The following is a 16,509-nucleotide window of genomic DNA, read 5'->3' as shown; positions in this document are numbered from 1 at the left end:
CCCACGCCCGCCCTCCGCGCCCGCCCCGCACGCAGCGTCCCGCGCGCCCCGACGTCACGCACCACCGAACGGAGAACCCATGGACCAGGTCATCGACCTCCCGCTCATCGTCAACGGCGTCGCGCGCTACGCCGACGGCCCGCAGGACGACGACGTCCACCTGCTGCGGTTCGAGAGCGGCGCCGCCGTCCGCATCCCGCAGTTCCACCGCTCGCACCTCGACGAGATCCACGCCGCCGGGCCCGCGCTCGACGCCGAGCTCGCGGAGCTCTCGTCGGCGGAGATCATCACGTTCCTCGGCAAGGTCGGCGAGCTGTGGGACGCCCGCCGGCTCGCGGCGCGCATGTTCGTCCGCCGGCACGCGCACACGCTCACGCAGTTCCCCGACGTGATGATGGAGCGCGACTACGAGACGATCGGGCACTTCCTCGCCCAGCGCTGGCACCTGTACGACCAGATCGAGTCGGAGTTCGGCGACCAGCGCATCCTCGACGAGTGGCTGCCGGTCCAGATGTCGTACCGGCGCGCGTACCCGCGCGGGCTCGTCCTGCACTACCTGGTCGGCAACCTGCCGCTCGCGTCGATGTACAGCCTGTGCCGCGGCATGGTCACGAAGAACCGCTCGATCGCGAAGCTCCCGTCGCGCGACCCGATCTCGCCCGTCGGGCTCGCGCTCGCGGTGCTCGAGGTCGACCCGCAGCACCCCGTGTCGCGTGCGCTGTCGCTGCCGTACTGGCCGCACGGCGACGCGGTGGGCGACGCGGCGATCGCGTCCGTCGACGCCGCCTGCGTGTGGGGCGGCGAGGCCGCCGTCCGGTCCGTGCGCAACAAGCTCGGCGTCAACGTCCCGCTGGCCGAGTACGGCCCACGGCACAGCGCGTCGGTCGTCGACCTCACGCAGGCCGACCCGCGCGAGGCCGCGATGCGCGTCGTCGAGGACGCCGCGTTCTACGACCAGGAGGCGTGCTTCAACACGCAGCGCGTCTTCGTGAAGGGCGACACCACGGCGTTCGTCGCCGCGGCGCGCGAGGCGTTCGCGACGTTCACGGGCAACCTGCCGTTCGTCACCGAGAACCGCGACGTGCTCGCCAACCGGTCCGCGCTGCTCGCGGAGGCGTCGTTCCGCGGCTTCCCGTCGACGGTCACGCCGGACTGGGCGGTCGTTGAGCTGCCGCTCGGCACGACGGACCTGCCGCACCCGCTCGGCCGCACGCTGTTCGTGCACCCCGTCGAGGACCTGGGCGACGTGGCCCGGCACCTCGACCGGCACAGCCAGACGCTGAGCGTGCACCCGTGGCGGATCACGACCGAGCACCGCGACCGGTGGGCGGCCGCGGGCGCGGACCGGCTCGTCGAGGCCGGGTTCTCGCGCATGCCCCGCGCCGGGTTCACGCACGACGGCTCGCTCGGCATGCACACGCTCGTCCGGCTCGTGTCGATCGAGCGGTCGTGGGACGACCCCGGCCGCTACTACACGCGCCGCACCGACGCCGCGCAGCACTACCTCGTCGACCGGTACGACCGCGTCCGGGCGACGATGCAGGCCGACGACCTCGCCGCCGTCGGCACGGACCCCCGACCCGCGCCCGCCGAGGGAGACCAGCGATGAGCACGACCGCGACCCGACCCGCCCCCACGACGACGGCCGACGAGGTCAGCGCGCTCGACGCGTGGCTCTCCGCGACCGACGTGATGCGCGACGGCGCCGCGCCCGAGGTCCGCGCCGCGTTCCTGCGCGACGCGGTCGCGCACCACGTCGCGCACAACCCCGCCTACGCCCGGTACGCGGACGGCCTGGATCCCGCGTCGATCGACGTCGACACGCTCGACCGCATCCCGCTGCTGCCCAGCGGCGTGTTCAAGCGCGCGGCCGACCTGGTCCGGACCGGCGACGCGCCCGTCGTGCAGACGACGAGCAGCGGCACGCAGGGCACGGTGTCCCGGGTCCCGCGCGACGACGCGACGCTCATGCGGTTCTTCGCGTCGGTCACGGCCGCGACGCACGAGCTGCTCGACGTCGAGCACGCCGAGACCGTCGTGCACAACGTCGGGCCGCGCGTCGACGAGTCGCAGCACCTGTGGATCTCGTACGTCATGTCCGGTGTCTCCGTGCTGCACGAGACCGACTTCTACGTGCGCGACGGGGCCGTCGAGACCGAGCGGCTGGTCGACGCGCTCGCGGCTGACGACCCGTCCGTGCCGTCGCTCGTCGTCGGCCCGCCGCCGCTGCTGTGGGACCTCGCGCACGCGCTGCGCTCGCGTCCGCTCCCCGCGCACCCGCGCCGGTTCGCCGTGACGATCGGCGGCTGGAAGGGGCGGCAGGGGCAGGCCGTCGCGCGCGACGCGCTGCACGACGCGCTGGTCCCGTCGCTCGGGCTGCGCGACGTCGGCGCCGTGCGCGACGCGTTCAACATGGTCGAGCTCAACACCATCGCGCTCGAGTGCGCGCACCACGCGAAGCACTGCCCGCCGTGGCTCTACGTGAGCGCGCGCGACGCCCGCACGCTCGCGCCCGTCGAGGCGGGCGAGCCGGGGCTGCTCGCGTACTGCGACCCGACCCCGACCAGCTTCCCGGGGTTCGTGCTCAGCGAGGACTTCGGCTGGGTCGACCGCGACGTGGCCTGCCCGTGCGGCGTCACGGGCGACGTGCTGCGCATCGAGCGACGCGTCAACCGGCTGGAGAGCCGGGGCTGCGCGATGAAGATCTGATGCCCGACGATCCGGGGGCGCGGGGCGGGCGCGTCGGCCGGACGGCCCGCGTCGACGACGTCGTCGACGTGGTCGTCGTCGGGCTCGGCGTCGCCGGGGCGACCACGCTGTGGAGCCTCGCGCGCGCGGGGCTACGGGCCGTCGGCGTCGAGCAGCACGAGCCCGGCCACGTGCACGGCGGGTCGCACGGCGGCACGCGGCTGTTCCGTCGGCTGCACTGGGAGGGCGCGCACTACCCGGCGCTCGCCGACCGGTCGCTCGCGCGCTACCGCGAGCTCGAGGCCGAGTCCGGCACGACCCTGCTGACGCCCTGCGCGCACGCCGTCGTCGGGCCGGGCGACGGTCCGCTCGTCGGGCGCACGCGCGCCGTCGCGCAACGCTGCGGGACCTCCGTCCAGGTGCTGCGGTCGCGCGCCGCCGCCCGGGCGGTGCCGCACCTCGCGCTCCGCACCGACGACACCGTGCTGCTCGACCGCGCCGCCGCGGTCGTCCGTCCCGAGGCGACAGTCCGCGCCGCGGTGGCGTGCGCGGCCGCGCGCGGGGCGCAGGTGCTCGTCGGGCGCGTCGTGCGCGAGGTCCGGGACGGCGCCGACGGGGTCGTCGTGGTGCTCGACGACCGTGTGCTGCGCGCGCGTCGTGTCGTGCTCGCGACGGGCGCGTGGCTCGCGACGGGGGAGGCGGCACGCGTCGTCGGGGCACCCGCACGCCGGGTCGTCCAGGCGTGGTTCCGACCCGTGCACGCGGTCGACCGCCGCGCTCCCGTCGACCCGGCGCGTGTCGGCACGTCCGTCGACGCCCCGCCCGGCAGCATCTGGCCCGCGTTCGTGCGGCAGGTCGGCGGGGACCGGTTCTGGGGGCTGCCGGACGTCGACGGTCGCGGCGTGAAGATCGGCGGCTCGTCCCGGCTGCTCGACCCCGACCGGCTCGGTGCGGGCCGTGCCGGGCCGCCCTCAGCCGACGAGACGACCTCGGTCGTCGACTTCGTCCGGACCTGGGTGCCCGCCCTCGCGCCGGACCCCGTCGCCGCCTCGGCGTGCGTCGACGCCTACACGTCCGACGGGGACTTCCTCGTCGGCCGCGTTCCCGGGACGCTCCGCCTCGTCGTGTGCGGCGGCTTCTCCGGTCACGGCTTCACGCACGCGGCCGCCGTCGGTGACCTGGTCGCGGCGCTGTGCGGCCCGGCCGGCCCGTCGGCGACCGACGTCGAGCTGCTCCGCCCCCACGACCCCGCCCGGACCGCCCGGGCATCGCGCACCGACCACGTCCCGGTCCAGCGCCCCGCACCCGCGACCACTCCCTGAGGAGACGACCCATGCCCGACGGACTGCCCGCGACCATCGCGCACCGCTACAGCCGCGAGGTGGCCCTGCGCCACGAGCTCCTCTACGGCCGCGGCTACCAGGGCCCGGCCGAGCCGGAGGTGTTCGACGCGCTCGCCGCACGCGCGGCTCTGCGGGCCGGTGCCGACGTGCTCGACGTCGGCTCGGGCCTGGGTGGGGACGCGTTCCGGCTGGCGACCCGGTTCGGCGTCCGGGTCGTCGGGCTCGACGCGTCGCCCGACATGACGGACCTCGCCCGCGAGCGCCAGGAGGTCGACGCGCCGGGCGCGGACGTCGAGCTCGTGTGCGGCAACGTGCTGACCTCGGACGTCGTGCGGCCCGGTGCCTTCGACGTGGTGTGGACGCGCGACGCGGGGGCGTTCCTCACGCACGACGAGAAGCCGGTCGCGTGGCGCCGGCTGCACGACGCGCTGCGGCCCGGCGGGTCGGTGCTCGTCACGGACTACTGCCTCGGCACGTCGGCGGCGTCCGCGGAGTTCGGCGAGCGGATGCTCGCGTGGGGGCAGCACATGCTGACGCTCGACGCGTACGCGGACCTGCTGACGTCGTGCGGTTTCGCCGACGTCGTGACCGAGGACCGCACGGCCGACCTCGTGGCGTCGCAGGAGCACGGCCTGCGGGTCCTGGAGGAGCGGGGCGACGACGTGCGCGCGCTGCTGTCGCCCGAGGAGCACGCGGACCTCACGCGACGCTGGCGCACGAAGCTCACGCACAGCACGTCGGGCGAGCTCGTCTGGATGGTCCTCACCGCCCGCCGCTGACCGTGCGGCCGCCCGCCGGGCGAGGACGTTCGTCCTGACCGTGCCGGCACCGGCACCGCCATAGTTATGTCACATGTTATGTCAGGACGGTCGCACCCCGTTCGTCCCCGACCCCTTGTGAGGTACCCATGGCAGCTCGCTACAACGCGCCCCCGAACTGGCCGGCCCCGCCCGCCGGCTGGACTCCGCCGCCCGGTTGGCAGCCCGACCCGAGCTGGGGTCCGGCCCCCGAGGGGTGGCAGCTCTGGGTCGAGGACGGCAAGCGCCCCGCCTGGTTCGCCCGGCACAAGGTGCTGACCGGTGTCGGCATCGGCGCGGCCGTCCTGGTCGTCGCGATCGCGGCGTCCGGCGGCGGTGACGACGCGTCCGACGTGGCGGCGCCCGACAAGGTCGCCGACGCCCCCGCCGTGGTCGAGGAGCCCGCCGCCGAGGTCGCCCCGGAGGAGGCTGCGCCGGCCGAGGAGGCTCCCGTGGAGGAGGCCCCCGCCGTCGCACCGCTCGGCACCCCGGTCCGCGACGGCAAGTTCGAGTTCGTCGTGCACGGCACGGAGTGCGGGCTCGCCACCGTCGGCGGCGAGTACTTGCACCAGGACGCGCAGGGCGAGTTCTGCCTCGTCCGGATGTCGGTGACCAACATCGGCGACGAGGCGCAGTACTTCTTCGGCGACGCGCAGAAGGCGCGCAACGAGGCCGGTCAGGAGTACTCGTCGGACTCCACGGCCGCGGTCTACCTCGACGGCTCCGACTCGTGGATGGAGGAGATCAACCCCGGGAACACCGTCGAGGCCGTGGTGGTGTTCGACGTGCCGCCGGGCACGGTGCTCACGACGATCGACCTGCACGACTCCGCCTGGTCGGGCGGTGTCGAGGCCGCGCTGCGCTGACGACCCTGGCGCCGCCCGTGGCGTCGGTCCCCGGGGCTTCCCGGCGGACTGACGGCACGGGCGGCGCTGTCGTCGCGCCTCAGCGGGGACGGCGGCGGAGCGTCGCGTCCGTGAGGGACGGCGGGGTCCAGCCCGCGTCCGCGGCGTTGAGCGTCGTGCCCGGCGGGACGATCGCGTCGATCTCGTCGAGGACGTCCGCGGAGAGGCGCACGTCGAGCGCCGCGAGCGCCGCGTCGAGGTGCTCGGGCGTGCGCGGGCCGATGATCGCGGACGTCACCGCGGGGTGCTCCACGACGAAGGCCAGCGCGAGCTGCACGAGCGTCAGGCCCGCGGCCTCGGCGACCTTGGCGAGCGCCTGCACGGCCTCGGCCTTCGCGACGTTCTCGGGCAGCGACGGGTCGTGCCGGCCGGGCTGGCGGGCGATGCGCGGCGAGACGGGCGCGTCGGCGCCGACGGGTCGGCCCGAGAGCCAGCCGCCGGCGAGCGGGCTCCACGGCAGGACGCCGAGCCCGTGCTCGAGGGCGAGCGGCAGGATCTCCCGCTCCACCCCGCGGGCGAGGATCGAGTACGGCGGCTGCTCGGTGACGGGCCGGACGAGCCGGCGGTCGCGCGCGACCCACTGCGCCTCGACGATCTGCGAGCCGAGGAACGTCGACGTGCCGACGTACCGGACCTTGCCCGCGCGGACCAGGTCGTCGAGCGCGGACAGCGTCTCCTCGACGTCCGTCCCCGGCTCGGGGCGGTGCACCTGGTACAGGTCGACGTGGTCGGTCTGCAGGCGTCGCAGCGAGTCCTCGACCTCGCGGATGATCCAGCGGCGCGAGTTGCCGGCGTGGTTGACCTCGTCGGACAGCCGGCCGTGCACCTTCGTCGCGAGCACGACGTCGTCGCGGCGGCCCCGGAGGGCCTTCCCGACGATCGTCTCGGACTCGCCGCGCGAGTAGACGTCGGCGGTGTCGATCACGTTGATCCCGGCGTCGAGCGCGCGGTGGATGATCGCGACCGACGCGTCGTGGTCGGGGTTGCCCCACGCGCCGAAGTTCATGGCGCCGAGCGTGAGCGTGCTGACCTGCACGCCGGTGCGGCCGAGCGGGCGATACGTCGTCATGCGTGGACTCCTCGGGTGACGGGGTGCGGGGTGGGGCTGAGAACGCGCCGGTGACCGGCGTGCCCGGTCGTCATCGGGTCGCCTCCGCCGGCGCGAGTCGCGCGACCGTGTGCGGGTTGGCAGGCCGGGCCAGGCCGTAGTGGTCGCGCAGCGTCGTGCCCGTGTACTCGGACCGGAAGATGCCGCGGTCGACGAGGATCGGCACGACCTGGTCGACGAACTCCTCGAGCCCCGACGGCAGCACCGCGGGCATGATGTTGAACCCGTCGGCGGCGCCCTGGTCGTACCAGTCCTGGATCGCGTCCGCGACCTGCTCGGCCGTGCCCGAGAACGTGCGGTGACCGCGCCCGCCGCCGAGCCGGCCGATGAGCTGGCGGACCGTGAGCCGCTCGCGCCGGGCCAGGTTCACGATGAGCGTGTACCGGCTCTTCGCGCCCTCGATCTCGTCCTCCGACGGCAGGTGGTCCGGCAGCTCGCGGTCGAGCGGCAGCTCCTCCGGGTCGACCCGCAGCTGCGCCGCGAGCTGGACGCGCGCGTACTCCGGGTTGATGAGCCGGTCGAGCTCGTCCTCCTTCTCCCGCGCCTCGGCCTCGGTCGCGCCGATGACCGGCACGATCCCCGGCAGCACGAGCACCGTCGCCGGGTCGCGCCCCCACTCGACCGCACGACGCTTGAGGTCCGCGTAGAACGCCTGGGCGTCCTCGAGCGTCTGCTGCGCCGTGAACACCGCCTCCGCGTAGCGAGCCGCGAGGTCCTTGCCGTCCTCCGACGACCCGGCCTGCACGAGCAGCGGGTGCGCCTGCGGCGAGCGCGGCGTCGTGAGCGCGCCTGCGACGCGGAAGTGCTCGCCGACGTGGCCGATCGGGTGGACGCGCGACGAGTCGCCCCAGAGCCCCGCCTCCTTGTCGCCGATCTCCGCGTCGTCCTCCCACGAGTCCCACAGCTTGAGCGCGACCTCGATGAACTCCGCGGCGCGCGCGTACCGGTCCGCGTGGGCGGGCTGCTCGTCGAGCCCGAAGTTCCGCGCGGCCTCGACGAACGCCGTCGTGACGATGTTCCAGCCCGCCCGACCGTTGCTGATGTGGTCGACCGACGCGAAGCGTCGGGCCAGGTTGTACGGGTCGTTGTAGGTGGTCGACGCGGTCGCGATGAGGCCGATCCGCTGCGTGACCGCCGCGATCGCCGCGAGCACGACCGTCGGCTCGAGCGTGCCCGACGGGCGGCGGCCGATGTCCCGGTGCAGCGCGGGACCGTCGGCGAAGAAGATCGAGTCGAGCCTGCCCCGCTCCGCGGTCTGCGCCAGACGCTGCAGGTAGGCGATGTTCGTCGAGACGTACGACGGGTCGCTCTCGGGAAGCCGCCACGACGCCTCGTGGTGGCCGGTGCTCATGAGGAACGCGTTGAGGTGCAGGTGCCCTGCGCGGTGGGTGGTCATCGGGTGCTCCTCGGGTCGTCGAGGGGAAGGGTGGGAGTGAGAGCGCCCAACGCGTCGAGCAGCTGGGCGCGGAGGGCGGCGAACCGCGGGGCCGCCGGGTCGCGCGGGCCGTCGTCGAGCGCGACGGGCACGTCGAGCGCGAGGCGCCCCTCGTCGAGCACGACAACCCGGTCGGCCAGCACGATCGCCTCGTCGACGTCGTGCGTGACCAGCAGGACCGCGGGTCGGTGCCGCGCGCACAGGTCGCGCAGCAGGCCGTGCATGCGCAGCCGGGTGAGCGCGTCGAGCGCCCCGAACGGCTCGTCGGCGAGCAGCAGCTGCGGCTCCCGGACGAGCGAGCGGGCCAGCGACACGCGCTGCTGCTCACCGCCCGACAGCTCCGTGGGCCACGCGCGCTCGCGGCCGGCCAGGCCGACCTCGGCGAGGCGCTCGCGGCCGAGCTCGTGCGCCTGAGACCCGCGCAGGCCGAGCGTGACGTTGTCGAGCACGCGCGCCCACGGCAGCAGGCGCGAGTCCTGGAAGACGACGGACACCCGCTCGGGGACCGCGACCGTGCCGGTGCCGTGCACGTCGTGGTCGAGGCCCGCGAGAGCCCGGAGCAGCGTCGACTTGCCCGAGCCGCTGCGTCCGAGGATCGCGACGAACTCGCCGGGCGCGATGGTGAGGTCGAGGTCTCGCAGGACGCGCCCGTCGCCCTCGGCCAGGCCGTACGCGCGGTCGAGGTGCCGGACGACGACCGAGCCGTCGGTCGTGGTCGTGCGCTCGTCGGCGAGGGTGCCGTGCGCGGGCGGCGGGACCGCGGAGCGCTCGGGCGTCCGGCCGTCGGCGTGCGCGGGTGCGGCACCTGCGGGCACCGCCGGCACCACGGCGCCGGCGGGAGCGGTCACCGACCCGTCGAGCGCGCCGGTCCCCGGTGTCGTGCCGGGTGCGCGGGTCAGTCCGCGAGCGTGCGTCGCCATGCGAGCGCCCTCCTCTGCACGAGGCGCACGAGGGCGTCGGAGCCGAAGCCCAGCACGCCGTACAGGACGAGGCCGACGACGATGATCTCCGTCTGCCCGTACGTGCGCGCGAGCTCCATCATGTAGCCGATCCCGGCGGTGCCGTTGATCTGCTCGACGACGACGAGCGAGAGCCACGCGCCCGTCACGGCGAACCGCAGCCCGAGCAGGAACCCGGGCAGCGCACCCGGCAGGACGACGCGTCGCACGAACTGCCACCGCGACAGCCCGACGGTCTCGGCGAGCTCGACGTACCGCGCGTCGATCGTCCGCAGGCCGTTGTGGGTGTGGATGTACACGGGCACGAACACGCCGAGCAGGATCGTGACGACCTTCATCGTCTCGCCGATGCCGAGCCACAGGATGAGCAGCGGCAGCAGCGCGAGGCTCGGGATGGCCCGCTTGACCTGCACGGGTCCGTCGATGAGCGCCTCCCCGACCCGCGTGAGGCCGGACACGAGAGCCAGCAGGGTCCCGAGGACGATCCCGAACAGCAGGCCCAGCAGCGCGCGCTGCGCGGACACCGCGAGGTTCTCCTGGAGGCGGCCGGACTCGATCAGCTCGCCCGCGGTGGTGACGACGGTCCACGGCGCCGACAGCGTGCGCTGGTCGAGGAACCCGGTGACGCTGCCGAGCGCCCAGAACGCGACGAGCGCGAGCAGGCCGAGCGCGGCGCCGCCGGGGATGCTGCGGCCGGGGCCGAGGCGCCGGGTGGCGCGGCGACGGGTGGTCGCCGGGCGCGTGAGCGGGCGGGGCGACGCGAGCGCCCGCGGTGCGGTGAGGACCGACATCAGCTGCTCGCCCCCGCCCGGTACTCCTCGACAGCCTCCGCGACGACCGGCGCGAAGCGCTGGTCCCACAGGTCGGGTGCGTCGAGCGGGTCGTTGCCGGTGGCCTCGGCGAGCAGGTCGATCGTCTCCTGGTGGCGCTCGATCGCCTCGGTCCAGTCGGCGGGGATGTCGGGCGTGCCGGCGTGCTCGACGAGGTAGCGGCCGTCCTCCTCGGACAGGCCCTGGTCCTCGACGTAGTACCCCTGCACCCACTCGTCGGGGTGGTCCTCGACCCACAGCTTGGCCTGCGCCCACAGCCGGACGTACGCGCGCAGCGCCGCGGCCTTCGCGGGGTCGTCGAGCGTCGACGTCGGGACGTAGAGCACGCCCGGGTCGTCGCGCAGGCCGTGCGTGACGGTGTGCGCGCCGTCCTTGCCGTACTGGTCGACGTACCGCGCGATCTGCACGCCGCCGATGGGCGCGATGTCGACCTCGCCCGCGGCGAGCGCCGTCGGGTAGACGTCGCCCGTGCTGGGCAGCTCGACGAGCTCGACGTCGTCGAGGTCGAGGCCCGCCTTCTGCAGTGCGCGCAGCACGATGACGCCCTGCGCCTGGCCCGGGCTGTACGCGATGCGGTGACCCGCGAAGTCCTCGAGCGAGTCCACGCCCTCGACGCCGGGTGCGACGCCGAACTCGTAGATCGGGAAGTCCTCCCAGTCCTGGCGGTACGACGCGGCGATGATCCGCACGTCGAGGCCCGTCCAGGTCGCGTGGATCGGCGGGATGTCCGCGACCGAACCGACGTCGAGCGACCCGGCGCGGAACGCCTCGGTCGTCGCGGGGCCTCCGGACACGTTCGCCCACTCGATCTCGAAGCCGAGGTCCGCGTCGAGGTCTCCGCCGGCGATCTCGACCGCCTTCTGCGTGACGGGGTCGCCGATGACCAGCGATGTGCCGGCGGGGATCTCGGTCGGCAGGTCGCCGGACGCGGCGGTCGGGTCGTCGCCGGTCGTCTGGGCGCTCGCGCCGGAGCACGCGGCGAGCGCACCGGCCAGCGCGGTGGCGAGCACCGCGGCGGCGAGCCGGGGCCGGGCGGCAGCGAGGGCCGCCGTGCGGGGTGCCGGACGGGTCCGGCGGGTACGGGTGGACATGCGTGTGCCTCTCGACGGCAGGACGGATCGCACCGCGGCCCCCTGCGGGCGTGCGGCGGTCGGTGCTGGTGGTGCGCGGGGGAGAGGGGCCCTCGGGCTGAGGGCGACGACGGTCCTGAGGAGCCGTCGTGCGCGGCGTGGGGGCGCCGCGGACCGGTCAGCGGTCGACGACGGCGTGGTCGTCGGTCACCGACAGGCGGGACACGCCCGACACGAGCGGGCCACGGGCAGCGGGGCTGCGGCGGCGAGTGCTCGACGGGACGACATGGGGAACACCGTGTCAGCACCTCCGAGGGGTGAGAAGCCCCCTCCCAAATCCTGAGATGTTGAGTCGGGATTTCTCATGAGCACCGCAACCGCTGTGAGGGCAGGGCCGCGTCAGCGCACCTCGAGGACCGTCCACCAGTCGTTGCCGTCACGCCCCGTGAAGCCCGTGACCTCCTGCTGCCCGGCCGTGAGCTGCGGGTCCGTGCGCCGGTGCGAGTGCAGCGCCACACCCGTCGCGACGTGCACGAGCCGGACGCGCGACCCCGCACGCCAGCGCCCGCCGCCGTCCACCTCGACACGCCAGTCGTCGCCCCCGTCGCCCACGCCGTCCCGGCCGAACGCCGTGACCTCCTGCTGACCCGTGAGCGGCGACGGGAAGCCCCGGTGGCTGTGCAGGTTCCGGCCGGTCTCGACGTGCCGCAGCCGCAGCACGTCGCCGTGCCGCAGCGCGTGCCCGTCGCCGACCGCGGCCGCGTTGCCGTGCGGAGCCGCGAGCCGCCACAGGTCGTTGTCGTCGGACCCGTCGAACGCCGTGACCTGCTGCTGCCCCGACGTGCCCGCGTGCGTCCACGCGAGCCCGTGCGAGTGCAGCGAACGGCCCGTCCAGACGTGCGACAGCTTGACGACGTCCCCGGTGCTCACCTGCCGGTCGCGGGACGGTGCCGTGCGCGTGAGCACGCGCGGCGGCTTCGGCGTGTAGTCCTGCACGAAGAACCCGCGCCAGCGGCGGCCGTTCGACGCCGACCAGTCCTTCTGCCCGGGCTCCGACGTGAAGACGACCTCGCGGCCCGGCGAGTTCGGGTCGTACACCTGGAGCGCGACGCGGCCCGTCGCGCGGTCCACGTCGTACCCGTACGCGACGACCTGGTGGTTGTCGCCGACCTTCGCGAGCGACCGCGCCACGACGAGGCCCAGGACGACCGGCCGGCCCGCGTCGACGGACGCGACGACCCGCGGGACCTCCTCCTCCTTCGTCCAGCGGCTCACGCCCTTGAACACCCACGTCTCGTCGTCCGAGTGCAGCGTCCACGTGAGGAACTTCGTCGCCGAGCCCGTCAGGAAGGACTGGAGCTGGCGGTCGTGGACGTACTTCGCGAGCCAGTTCTCGTCCGGCGGGACCCGGTCGGGCGCGTACAGGTCCGCGGACCAGCGGGGGACGGGACGGCCCGAGACGAAGTAGTCCAGCGCCGCGTAGGACATGCCGCCGCACCGACCCGCCGTGGTGATCGTCGTGCCGTTGGGCAGCGTGATGAGCTCGTCGACGAACGCGTTCGGGAACGCGAACCCGTGCACCGCCGGGTCGAAGTCGACACGGTGCTGCGCACGCGTGTCGTCGTCGGTGGGGACGGGCGGAGGCTGCGGCGACGGCGACGGGACCGGGGGGTGCGGGTCGGGCATCGTCGGGTCCTTCGTCGGCCGCTCGGGCCCTGTCGTCGCGCGGTGTGGCGGGCGGGTCCCGGCGGACCTGCCAGCACCCACCCTGGCACCGTGCAGGAGCGCGCGCCGCCGCAGCTGATACGGCGGACGGGGCAGCCCCCGCGCGCCGTCGCCGGTCATCCGCCAGGACGCCCGACGGGGCGGCCCGCTGCGTGCGGACCGCCCCGTCGGGACCGTGCGTGCCGGCGGTCGGGCCGGCGTCGAGCGTGAGGACTACTGGCCGATGGCCAGCTTCACCTCGTCGGTGAACTGCTTCGCGGCCTGCTCGGGCGTGAGGCGCCCGAAGAGGACCTCCTCGTTGATGCGCTTGGTGATGCCGGCGACCTCGCCCGCACCCACCGGCGGCACGACGGGACCGTCGACGATGTCGCCCTCGAGGCTCGCGAGGAACTCGGCGGCCTGCTTGTCGGTGTCGTTGAACTTGTCCTGCACCGCGGCGCGGACGTCGGTGTTGGCGGGCAGGCCGCGGTCGGACAGCAGGATCTCGCCGGCGGCCGGGTCGTTCAGCAGGAAGTCGACGAGGAGCTTGGCCTCCTCCGGGTGCTGCGACTTCGCGGAGACGGAGTAGAACATGGCCGGCTTGAAGTACATGCCGGTGCGCTCCTCCTCGGACTCGCCGGGGACGCGCAGCAGCTGGAGCGGGCGGCCCGACGCGGTCGTGATGGCGGTGAGCTGGTTGGTCCAGAACCACGCCATGGCGCCCTTGTTGGTGCCGACGAGGGACTGCTCCGGGCCGCCCGCGTCGGTCTCGACCGTGAGGGCCGCGTCGGGCGTGCCGCCGCCGGCCTGCAGGTCGAGCGAGTACTGCCACCAGTCGGCCAGCGTCGACTCCTTGTAGCCGACCTCGCCGTCCTCGTTGTAGAGGGACTCGCCGCGCTGCCGCGCGAAGATCGAGAACCCGGGCTCGTTGAACCCGTAGTCCTGCGCGCCGTAGATCGCCTTGCCCGTCTTCGCCGAGATCTCGTTCGCGATGTCGACGTAGTCCTCCCACGTCCACGTGGTGTCGTCGGGCATCTCGACGCCCGCCGCGGCGAACGCCTCGGGGTCCGCGACGATCGCGTACGCGTTGACGCCCGTCGCGACGCCGTAGAGCGCGTCGTCGATCGTGCCGGACTGCAGCACGTTCGGGTCGATCTTCGAGGTGTCGAGGTCGAGCTCGTTGAGGTCGGCCAGCACGCCCTGCGACGCGTAGTCCGCCAGGTAGCGCTCCTCCTGCGTGATGACGTCGGGGGCGTCACCGCCGGCGACGCCGGTGCTCAGCTTGTCGAAGTACGAGTTCCAGTCCGTGTAGTCCGGCACCACCGTGATGTGCGGGTACTTCTCGGTGAACTTGTCGAGCACCTGCTGGGTGAGCTCGTGGCGGGTGTCGGAGCCCCACCACGAGAAGCGGATCTCGACGGGCTCGGGCGGCCCGGACGAGGTGGCCTCGGCGGCGGGCTCGTCGGACCCGGCGCAGGCGGTCAGGGCGAGGGCCCCGACGGCGAGCAGTGCAGCGGACCGCAGGACGGCGGTCCGGCCGCGGAGGGCGGGACGGTGGCGCATGGTTCTCCTTCGTGACGAGGACGTCGGTGTGCTGGTCACTGCGGCCGGGCGCGAGCCCGGGTGCTACTTGATGCCTGTCGTCGCGATGCCCTTGACCAGGTACTTCTGGCCGAACAGGAACGCGAGGAAGACGGGCAGGAGGGAGACGATCGACATCGCGAACATCGGTCCCCACGAGCTCTGGCCCGTGGCGTCGATGAACGTGCGCAGGGCGACCGGTGCCGTGTACATGTCCGGTCGGGTGAGGAAGATCAGCTGGCTGAAGAAGTCGTTCCACGTCCAGATGAACGTGAAGATCGCGGTCGTCGCGAGGGCCGGCATCGACAGCGGCAGCATGATCTGCAGGTAGATGCGGCCGTGCCCGGCGCCGTCGAGGCGCGCGGCCTCGTCCAGCTCCTTCGGGATGCCGCGGAAGAACTGGACCATGAGGAAGATGAAGAACGCGTCCGTGGCCAGCAGCTTCGGCACGATCAGCGGCAGGAACGTGTTGATCCACTCGAGCCGGGAGAACAGCACGTACTGCGGGACGATGATCACGTGGATCGGCAGCATGATCGACATGAGCATGATCGCGAACCACAGCTGCCGGCCCTTGAACTGCAGCCGCGCGAACGCGTAGGCCGCCATCGAGCAGCTCACGAGGTTCCCGAGCAGCGAGCCGAGGACGATGAGCGCCGAGTTCAGCAGGTAGCGGCTGAACGGGTACTGCAGCGCGTTCCAGCCCGCGGTGTAGTTGGTCGTGTCGATCTCCGACGGGATGAGCGACACGTCCCGGAAGATCAGCTCGCTCGGCTTGAACGAGCTCACCAGCAGCCAGATCAGCGGGTACAGCATGATCAGCGCGAGCGCGATCAGGCCCACGTGCTTGAGGAAGGCGCGCCAGCGCGACGGCCAGGGGGAGCGGGTCCGCAGGACGGGCGTCTTGCCGCCGTCGTGGCGGGCGTCGGCGCGCGAGGCGTGGACGCCCGCGGCGGGGTCGGGGCGCATCTGGAGGTCAGTCATCACCGTAGAAGACCCAATACTTGGAGGCGAGGAAGTTGAGTGCCGTCATGGCGGCGACGATGAGCACCAGCAGCCACGCCATCGCGGAGGCGTAGCCCATCTGCAGGGCCGTGAAGCCCTTCTGGTAGAGGTAGAGCGTGTAGAACATCGTCGAGTCGGCCGGTCCGCCGGTGCCGCCGGAGACGACGAACGCCTGCGTGAAGCTCTGGAACGCGCCGATGACCTGGAGCACGAGGTTGAAGAAGATGATCGGCGTGAGCAGCGGGATGGTGATGCTGCGGAACTGCCGCACCTTGCCGGCGCCGTCGATCGACGCGGCCTCGTAGTACATCTCCGGGATCTGCCGCAGGCCCGCGAGGAAGATGATCATCGGGGCGCCGAACGTCCAGACGTGCAGGGCGACGAGCGTCCACAGCGCGGTGTCGGGGTCGGAGACCCACCCCTTGCCCTGGACGCCGAACAGCGCGAGGAACGCGTTGACGAGGCCCTCCGCGCCGAACACCTGGCGCCACAGGATCGCGACGGCGACCGAGCCGCCCAGCAGCGACGGCAGGTAGAACACGGAGCGGTAGAACGACAGGCCGCGCAGCCCGCGGTCGAGCAGCATCGCGAGCCCGAGGGCGACGATCAGCTGCAGCGGGACCGCCGTCAGCACGTACGTGAACGTGACCTTGAGGGAGTTGAGGAGCCGGGGGTCCTCGAACATCCGCGTGTAGTTCTCCAGCCCGATCCACGTCGGCGGCTTGAGCAGCCGGTACTCCGTGAAGGACAGGTACAGGGACATGACCATCGGCCCGATGGTGATGAGGAACAGCCCGAGGAACCACGGCGCGAGGAAGACGGCGGCGACCTTGCCCTCGCCCCGTCCCGTGACGCCACGGGCGGTGCCCGCGGCTCCTCGCTTCCCGGTCGTTCGCCGGAACTCACTTACTACCGACATGCGTCGACCACCTCGTTGTGCATCGGCGTTGCAGCGGGAAACCGGTTCCCGATTGGGTACCGTAGCACCGGCCGAGCGCCTTGGGAACCGGTTTCCTGTGGTGTATGTTCGGCCACGAACCGTACCCGGGGGCGAGCACCGCACGCCCGCGGGTCGGACGGGAAC

14 protein-coding genes are annotated in these 16,509 nt (G+C 73.3%); 5 read left to right on the top strand and 9 right to left on the bottom strand.

Annotated features, from left to right (window positions below; translation table 11 throughout):
- The first annotated feature begins 79 nt into the window (after positions 1-79).
- The 5 genes from GXP71_RS14040 (at position 80) to GXP71_RS14020 (ending at position 5,694) form a co-directional block, all read left to right on the top strand.
- A complete protein-coding gene (locus GXP71_RS14040) occupies positions 80-1,609 on the top strand; it encodes an acyl-CoA reductase (protein WP_162353152.1) in 1,530 nt (509 codons plus the stop codon).
- Positions 1,606-2,709, top strand: a complete 1,104-nt coding sequence (locus tag GXP71_RS14035; protein WP_162353151.1) for a hypothetical protein — start codon at positions 1,606-1,608, stop codon at positions 2,707-2,709. The genes GXP71_RS14040 and GXP71_RS14035 overlap by 4 nt, the downstream gene beginning before the upstream one ends.
- A complete protein-coding gene (locus GXP71_RS14030) occupies positions 2,709-4,010 on the top strand; it encodes an FAD-dependent oxidoreductase (protein ID WP_162353150.1) in 1,302 nt (433 codons plus the stop codon). The genes GXP71_RS14035 and GXP71_RS14030 overlap by 1 nt, the downstream gene beginning before the upstream one ends.
- Positions 4,011-4,021: 11 nt before the next feature.
- Positions 4,022-4,810 (top strand): methyltransferase domain-containing protein, encoded by a 789-nt coding sequence (locus tag GXP71_RS14025; protein WP_162353149.1) that lies wholly within the window; start codon positions 4,022-4,024, stop codon positions 4,808-4,810.
- A 128-nt stretch (positions 4,811-4,938) separates the two neighbouring features.
- On the top strand, positions 4,939-5,694 hold the full coding sequence (locus GXP71_RS14020) for a DUF4352 domain-containing protein (protein ID WP_162353148.1): 756 nt from the start codon (positions 4,939-4,941) through the stop codon (positions 5,692-5,694).
- 79 nt (positions 5,695-5,773) lie between these two features.
- Here GXP71_RS14020 and GXP71_RS14015 read toward each other — a convergent pair whose 3' ends face one another.
- The 9 genes from GXP71_RS14015 to GXP71_RS13975 form a co-directional block, all read right to left on the bottom strand.
- The gene (locus GXP71_RS14015) at positions 5,774-6,802 is read right to left on the bottom strand and encodes an aldo/keto reductase (protein WP_162353147.1); all 1,029 of its coding nucleotides are present in this window, start codon (positions 6,800-6,802) and stop codon (positions 5,774-5,776) included.
- 70 nt (positions 6,803-6,872) lie between these two features.
- A complete protein-coding gene (locus GXP71_RS14010; protein ID WP_162353146.1) occupies positions 6,873-8,237 on the bottom strand; it encodes an LLM class flavin-dependent oxidoreductase in 1,365 nt (454 codons plus the stop codon).
- Complete coding sequence (locus GXP71_RS14005) at positions 8,234-9,196, bottom strand: ABC transporter ATP-binding protein (RefSeq protein ID WP_238402422.1); 963 nt, start codon at positions 9,194-9,196, stop codon at positions 8,234-8,236. Before GXP71_RS14005 ends, GXP71_RS14010 begins: the two co-directional genes overlap by 4 nt.
- Positions 9,172-10,026 carry an ABC transporter permease gene (locus GXP71_RS14000; protein ID WP_162353145.1) on the bottom strand — a complete coding sequence of 285 codons (855 nt, stop codon included), beginning with the start codon at positions 10,024-10,026 and terminating at the stop codon, positions 9,172-9,174. Before GXP71_RS14000 ends, GXP71_RS14005 begins: the two co-directional genes overlap by 25 nt.
- Positions 10,026-11,156 (bottom strand): ABC transporter substrate-binding protein, encoded by a 1,131-nt coding sequence (locus GXP71_RS13995; protein WP_162353144.1) that lies wholly within the window; start codon positions 11,154-11,156, stop codon positions 10,026-10,028. Before GXP71_RS13995 ends, GXP71_RS14000 begins: the two co-directional genes overlap by 1 nt.
- Positions 11,157-11,534: 378 nt before the next feature.
- The gene (locus GXP71_RS13990; protein ID WP_162353143.1) at positions 11,535-12,821 is read right to left on the bottom strand and encodes an MIR domain-containing protein; all 1,287 of its coding nucleotides are present in this window, start codon (positions 12,819-12,821) and stop codon (positions 11,535-11,537) included.
- Between the two features lie 252 nt (positions 12,822-13,073).
- The gene (locus GXP71_RS13985; protein WP_124343549.1) at positions 13,074-14,402 is read right to left on the bottom strand and encodes an ABC transporter substrate-binding protein; all 1,329 of its coding nucleotides are present in this window, start codon (positions 14,400-14,402) and stop codon (positions 13,074-13,076) included.
- A gap of 63 nt (positions 14,403-14,465) precedes the next feature.
- Positions 14,466-15,404 carry a carbohydrate ABC transporter permease gene (locus tag GXP71_RS13980; RefSeq protein ID WP_124343550.1) on the bottom strand — a complete coding sequence of 313 codons (939 nt, stop codon included), beginning with the start codon at positions 15,402-15,404 and terminating at the stop codon, positions 14,466-14,468.
- Entirely contained in the window at positions 15,397-16,344 is a 948-nt protein-coding gene (locus tag GXP71_RS13975) for a carbohydrate ABC transporter permease (protein ID WP_162353142.1), read from the bottom strand. Before GXP71_RS13975 ends, GXP71_RS13980 begins: the two co-directional genes overlap by 8 nt.
- Positions 16,345-16,509: the final 165 nt, after the last annotated feature.

Source organism: Cellulomonas sp. H30R-01 (genome assembly GCF_010119915.1).
GTDB lineage: Bacteria > Actinomycetota > Actinomycetes > Actinomycetales > Cellulomonadaceae > Cellulomonas > Cellulomonas algicola.
This window is presented reverse-complemented; position numbering and strand designations above follow the sequence as displayed.